A 5,666-nucleotide genomic window follows, 5' to 3' on the forward strand; every position below is an offset into this window, starting at 1 on the left:
ACTGGGGGGGTCCCCCGATTTTTTTGGCGTGTTTTGGTGGTGACGGGCCCCGCCTCGTGCGCCACTACGAGCCCCTCTCCCGTTTACGGGAGAGGGGTTGGGGTGAGGGCTGGGGCATTACCGGTAAAGCCTCTGCCGAGCACCGCTCGGCACTACATTCCTACCCCTTCCCTTTCGCGTAGCGAAGGGGAGGATTGGGGAGGGGTACGCCCTTGGGCCTGCATGCCGAGCATGGCTCGGCACTACATTCTTGCCCCCTCCCTTTCGCGCAGCGAAGGGGAGGGTTGGGGAGGGGTCCGCCCTTGGGCCTGCATGCCGAGCATGGCTCGGCACTACAGGAAGCGGGTGCCGGGCGTTGCCCGGCAACCATCTTCAATCAGGTCAACGCGATCGAACGCGTCTTGCGCTCGGCCAGGCGCTTTTCCAGGTAGTGGATGTTCTGTCCACCGGCCTGGAAGCCCTGGTCGCGCATGATGCGCTGCTGCAACGCGACGTTGGTCTTGATGCCGTCCACCACCATCTCGCTCAGCGCCACCCGCATGCGGGCAATGGCGGTTTCGCGGTCCGGGCCGTGCACGATCAGCTTGCCGATCATCGAGTCGTAGTTCGGCGGCACCTTGTAGCCAGCGTAGATGTGCGTATCAACGCGCACACCCGGGCCACCCGGCGGATAGAAGCCGGTGATCAGGCCGGGGCTGGGAATGAAGGTTTCCGCGTCCTCGGCGTTGATGCGGCATTCGATCGCGTGGCCGTGCAGCACCACGTCGCTCTGCTTGATGCTCAGCTTCTGGCCGGAGGCGATGCGCAGCTGCTCGGCAACCAGATCGATGCCGGTCACCATCTCGGTCACCGGATGTTCCACCTGCACGCGGGTGTTCATTTCGATGAAGTAGAACTTGCCGTCTTCGAACAGGAACTCGAAAGTGCCGGCGCCGCGGTAGCCGATGCGGATGCAGGCTTCCACGCAGACCTTGCCGATCTGCTCGCGCAGTTCGGAGGTGATGCCTGGTGCCGGTGCTTCTTCCACCACCTTCTGGTGGCGACGCTGCATCGAGCAGTCACGCTCACCCAGGTGGATGGCGTTGCCCTGGCCGTCGGCCAGTACCTGGATTTCCACGTGACGCGGGTTTTCCAGGTACTTCTCCATGTAGACCTCACCGTTGCCGAATGCTGCCTTGGCTTCGGACTTGGTGGTTTCGATGGAGGCCTTCAACGCGCCTTCGGCATGCACCACGCGCATGCCGCGGCCGCCACCGCCACCGGAGGCCTTGATGATGACCGGGTAGCCGATCTCGCGGGCGATCTTGGTGTTGGTGACGATGTCTTCGCCCAGCGGGCCGCCCGAACCGGGCACGCACGGCACGCCGGCAGCCTTCATCGCGCGGATGGCTTCAACCTTGTCGCCCATCAGGCGGATGGTTTCCGCACGCGGGCCGATGAAGATGAAGCCGGATTGCTCCACGCGCTCGGCGAAGTCGGCGTTCTCGGACAGGAAGCCGTAGCCCGGGTGGATGGCCTGGGCGTCGGTGACCTCGGCCGCGGCGATCAACGCCGGGATGTTGAGGTAGCTTTCCGACGACGGTGCCGGGCCAATACAGACCGACTCGTCGGCCATGGCCACGTGCTTGAGATTGCGGTCAACGGTGGAATGCACCGCGACCGTGCGGATGCCGAGGCTGTGGCACGCGCGCAGGATGCGCAGCGCGATTTCACCCCGGTTGGCGATGACGACTTTATCCAGCATGGCCGGCGCCTCAGGCAATCACGAACAGCGGCTGGTCGAATTCAACCGGGCTGCCGTTCTCGCCGAGGATGGCCACCACGGTGCCGGACACTTCGGCCTCGATCGGGTTGAACATCTTCATCGCTTCGATGATGGCCAGGGTTTCGCCGGCCTTGACGGTCTGGCCGACGCTGACGAAGGCCGGCTTGTCCGGCGAGGAAGAGGAATAGAAGGTGCCGACCATCGGCGCGCGCTGCACGTGGCCTTCCGGCAGGGCGTTGCCCGGCTTGGCGGTGCCGCCGGTGGAGGCTTCGGTCGGGCCGCTCATCGGCATGGCGGGCGCAGCAGCAGCTGCCGGAGCGGCGGCATAGACCGGTGCCGGTGCAGCGACGAAACCGCCGACCGGGTTGCGCGACAGGCGGACGGATTCTTCGCCTTCCTTGATCTCGATTTCAGCCAGGTTCGACTCTTCCAGCAGGTCGATGAGCTTCTTGATTTTGCGCAGATCCATGAGGGCCTCTTTGGTTGCAGTAAGTCAGTAAGGAGAAGGCGCGATGCGCCCGGGTCAAAGTTCGTAGAAGTCGCGCAGCTGCCGGGTGCGGTCCTGCGCGTGGGTGGTGAGACAGTGCATCTGCGCGCCATTGCGCGAGGTGCCATCAGCGTGGAACGCGTAGACCGCGTCGCAATCCTTGTCGCGCAGCTGGATCCAGGCGCGCTGCGCTTCAATCAACTGCTGCTCGGCGGCACCGCAATGCGTGCAGCTGCCATCGGCGGCCTGCTGCTGCAGTTGGCGGCGGGCCAGCTTGTACGTGGTGTTCAAGACCGCATCGGCTTCAGCGGCGCGATCGGAGGCGCACAGGTCGCTCTCCATCGTGCTGGTGACGTTCGCGCAGTCGATGCCTTCGGCGGCGCGGTCCAGGTTCTGCGCATGGGCAACCGCCAGCGGCAGGCACACCACGGCCATACCCGTCAGCAATCGCGGCAGCGTGTTCACGCAGCCGCTCCCACGCGCGCCAGTGCGGCGTCCATCGCAAAGCGGTAGCTGTCGGCGCCGAAGCCGCAGATCACGCCGACGGCCTTGTCGCTCAGGTAGCTGTGCTGGCGGAAGGGCTCGCGCGCATGCGGGTTGGACAGGTGGATCTCGATGAACGGAATCGCCACCCCGGCCAGCGCATCGCGCAGGGCCACCGAGGTATGGGTGAAGGCGGCGGGGTTGATCAGGATGAAAGCGGTTCCATCGGCACGCGCAGCCTGCACCCGGTCCACCAGCACATGCTCGGCGTTGGACTGCAGGTGTTCGCTCTGGTGCCCCTGTGCCTGCGCCTGTGCGGCCAGCGCAGCGTCGATCTCGGCCAGCGTGGTGTGGCCGTAGACGTCGGGCTCGCGGGTGCCCAGCAGGTTGAGGTTGGGGCCGTGAAGGACCAGCAGTTTTGCCATGTGCCAAGGGTCGGCGGGGAAGGGCGGCAGTGTGAGGGAAGCGGGGAATGCTGTCCAGTTCGGCGAAATTAGCAGTGTTTTAATCGTTTGTTTGAAATTTGGAGTTTTGCTGGGGCAGCTTGCGGTGCGGTGCTTCACGGCCGTCTTGGTAAACCACGGAGACACCCGCAGCAGCCTGGCCAAGAGTAGTTCGCCTGCGCGATACGCGGAACTTGCGAGGAAATGAGCGAAGTTGGGCTTTCCCCGAGACCCAAGATGACCAGAGCCCCTCTCCCGCCCGCGGGAGAGGGGTTGGGGTGAGGGCAGAGCGAAGTAGCAATCTTGGATTCCCAGGAAACCATCCGCACCTGGCTTTGAGCGATGAAGCCAAAGCCAAAGCTCCCCTCATCCGCCCCTTCGGGGCACCTTCTCCCGCATGCGGGAGAAGGGGAAGCGGTTCCCCTGCCTCCTCCGCCGTTCCTCGTATGCCGGGCAGAGTCTGTCAGTAATCACCCATTAATAGACGACCGGTCTATTCGACGTAAGCTCCACCCCATGAACTTATCCCCCAAAGCCCAAGCCACCCGCCAGCACATCCTGGACACCGGCTATCGGCTGGTCCTGCAGAAGGGCTTTGCCGCCCTCGGCCTGCAGGAAATCCTCAAGGCCTGCGCCGTGCCCAAGGGCTCGTTCTATCACTACTTCGCGTCAAAGGAAGTGTTCGGCTGCGAGCTGTTGCAACAGTACGTAGACGGCTACGGGTGCAAGCTCGAGCAGCTGCTGGCCGAACCCGGCAGCGGTCGCGAACGGCTGATGCGCTACTGGGATGCCTGGGCGCGTGACCCGGCCGATCCGGCGCAGGGTTGGGCCGAGGAGTGCCTGGTGGTGAAGCTGGCCGCCGAGGTGTCCGACCTTTCCGAGGACATGCGCCGCGTGCTCGACCAGGGCGTGCAGCGTCTGCTGCAACGCATCGCCGCACTGGTCGAAGAAGGCCGCGCCGACGGCTCGCTGCCGAACGGCAAGCCCGCACTGGATGTCGCCCGCGTGCTGTACCAGATGTGGTTGGGCGCGGCCCTGCTGTCCAAGCTCAGCCAGGACCGCCTGCCGCTGCAACAGGCACGCGAAGCCACCGAACACCTGCTGTTGTGCGGCAACACCGTCGCACTTTCCCCCCCCCCACCAATTGAAGGCACTGCCATGAATGTTCTGTTCGTACTGACCTCGCACGACCAGCTCGGCGACACCGGGCACAAGACCGGCTTCTGGCTGGAGGAATTCGCCGCACCGTATTACGTGTTCAAGGATGCCGGCGCCACCATCACCCTCGCATCGCCGGCCGGCGGCCAACCGCCGCTGGACCCGCGCAGCGATGAGCCCGATGCACAGACCCCGGCCACCGACCGTTTCCGCAGTGACCGCGATGCCCAGCAGCAGCTGGCCACCACGCTGCCGCTGAAGCAGATCGACGCCGCCAAGTTCGACGCGGTGTTCTACCCCGGCGGCCACGGCCCGCTGTGGGATTTGGCCCGCGATGCCGATTCGATTGCCCTGATCGAAACCTTCGACCGCGCCAACAAGCCGCTGGGTCTGGTCTGCCATGCCCCCGGCGCGCTGATCGCCGCAAGCGCCGCCGACGGCAAGCCGCTGGTGGCTGGCCGCAAGGTCACCGGCTTCTCCAACAGCGAAGAAGACGCCGTCGGCCTGAGCGCGGTGGTGCCCTTCCTGATCGAAGACGAGTTCACCCGCCTCGGCGGCAACTACAGCAAGGGCCCGGATTGGGCGCCTTATGTGCTCAGCGACGGCCACCTCGTCACCGGCCAGAACCCGGCCAGCTCCGAAGCCGTCGCCAAGGCATTGCTCGCACAACTGGCCTGAGCCCCGTAGCCCGGGTAAGCGAAGCGCACCGGGGAAACACGCAATCAACAACGCTCTCGAATTTGCATTCCACAGACGTACCCAACGCACCCTTACAAGGAATTGGCAATGAAGATCTTCTACAAAACCCGCGCCACCGCCACCGGTGGCCGCGCCGGCCGCACCGCACTGGACGACGGCAGCCTCGCCCTGGATCTGGCCCTGCCGGGTTCCGGCAAGGCCGGTGCAAACCCCGAGCAGCTGTTCGCCCTCGGCTACGCGGCCTGTTTCGACAACGCCTTGCCGGTCGCCGCCAAGCAGCTGCAGCTGCAGCCCACCGGCACCGCCACCTCGGTGGAAGTCGGCATCGGCCAGACCGCCGAAGGCGGCTACGCACTGGACATCGACCTGCACGTTGAAGTGAAGGGCCTGGAACAAGCCGACGCCCAGCGTCTGGTCGAAGCCGCGCACAAGATCTGCCCGTACTCGAACGCCACGCGCGGCAATGTGGATGTTCGCCTGCACGTAACTGCAGCCTGATTCGAGATCAAAAGCCAAGTCAAAACCGGGGTGCCGGGGGGGGTTTGGGGCGGAACCCCGCGAGGGCCCCCGGTTTTGAGTCCCAACTAGAATAGGGCCCCGCAATGACCCTGGAGGGGGGGGGGCTTTGCCC

General features: G+C 65.1%; 6 protein-coding genes and 1 pseudogene. 3 read left to right on the forward strand and 4 right to left on the reverse strand.

The window, feature by feature from the left end; translation table 11 throughout:
- Nucleotides 1-376: 376 nt before the first annotated feature.
- From accC to aroQ, 4 genes are read right to left on the reverse strand one after another with little or no spacing between them, the layout of a single operon-like run.
- Nucleotides 377-1,744, reverse strand: coding sequence for an acetyl-CoA carboxylase biotin carboxylase subunit (gene accC, locus AC1VWL_RS19025; RefSeq protein WP_482987717.1), 1,368 nt, complete (start codon nucleotides 1,742-1,744; stop codon nucleotides 377-379).
- A gap of 10 nt (nucleotides 1,745-1,754) precedes the next feature.
- Nucleotides 1,755-2,234, reverse strand: a complete 480-nt coding sequence (gene accB, locus AC1VWL_RS19030) for an acetyl-CoA carboxylase biotin carboxyl carrier protein (protein WP_481614467.1) — start codon at nucleotides 2,232-2,234, stop codon at nucleotides 1,755-1,757.
- 54 nt (nucleotides 2,235-2,288) lie between these two features.
- Nucleotides 2,289-2,717, reverse strand: coding sequence for a lysozyme inhibitor LprI family protein (locus tag AC1VWL_RS19035; protein ID WP_482987718.1), 429 nt, complete (start codon nucleotides 2,715-2,717; stop codon nucleotides 2,289-2,291).
- A complete protein-coding gene (gene aroQ, locus AC1VWL_RS19040) occupies nucleotides 2,714-3,160 on the reverse strand; it encodes a type II 3-dehydroquinate dehydratase (RefSeq protein ID WP_482987719.1) in 447 nt (148 codons plus the stop codon). The genes AC1VWL_RS19035 and aroQ overlap by 4 nt, the downstream gene beginning before the upstream one ends.
- Before the next feature lie 534 nt (nucleotides 3,161-3,694).
- Here aroQ and AC1VWL_RS19045 point away from each other — a divergent pair.
- From AC1VWL_RS19045 to AC1VWL_RS19055, 3 genes and pseudogenes are all read left to right on the forward strand, one after another.
- A pseudogene (locus tag AC1VWL_RS19045) lies at nucleotides 3,695-4,255 on the forward strand (TetR/AcrR family transcriptional regulator); the annotation flags it as partial.
- 81 nt (nucleotides 4,256-4,336) lie between these two features.
- Nucleotides 4,337-5,014, forward strand: coding sequence for a type 1 glutamine amidotransferase domain-containing protein (locus tag AC1VWL_RS19050; RefSeq protein WP_482987721.1), 678 nt, complete (start codon nucleotides 4,337-4,339; stop codon nucleotides 5,012-5,014).
- Nucleotides 5,015-5,122: 108 nt separating this feature from the next.
- Nucleotides 5,123-5,533 carry an organic hydroperoxide resistance protein gene (locus AC1VWL_RS19055; protein ID WP_482987720.1) on the forward strand — a complete coding sequence of 137 codons (411 nt, stop codon included), beginning with the start codon at nucleotides 5,123-5,125 and terminating at the stop codon, nucleotides 5,531-5,533.
- Nucleotides 5,534-5,666: the final 133 nt, after the last annotated feature.

It is taken from the genome of Stenotrophomonas sp. STEN063 (genome assembly GCF_056854515.1).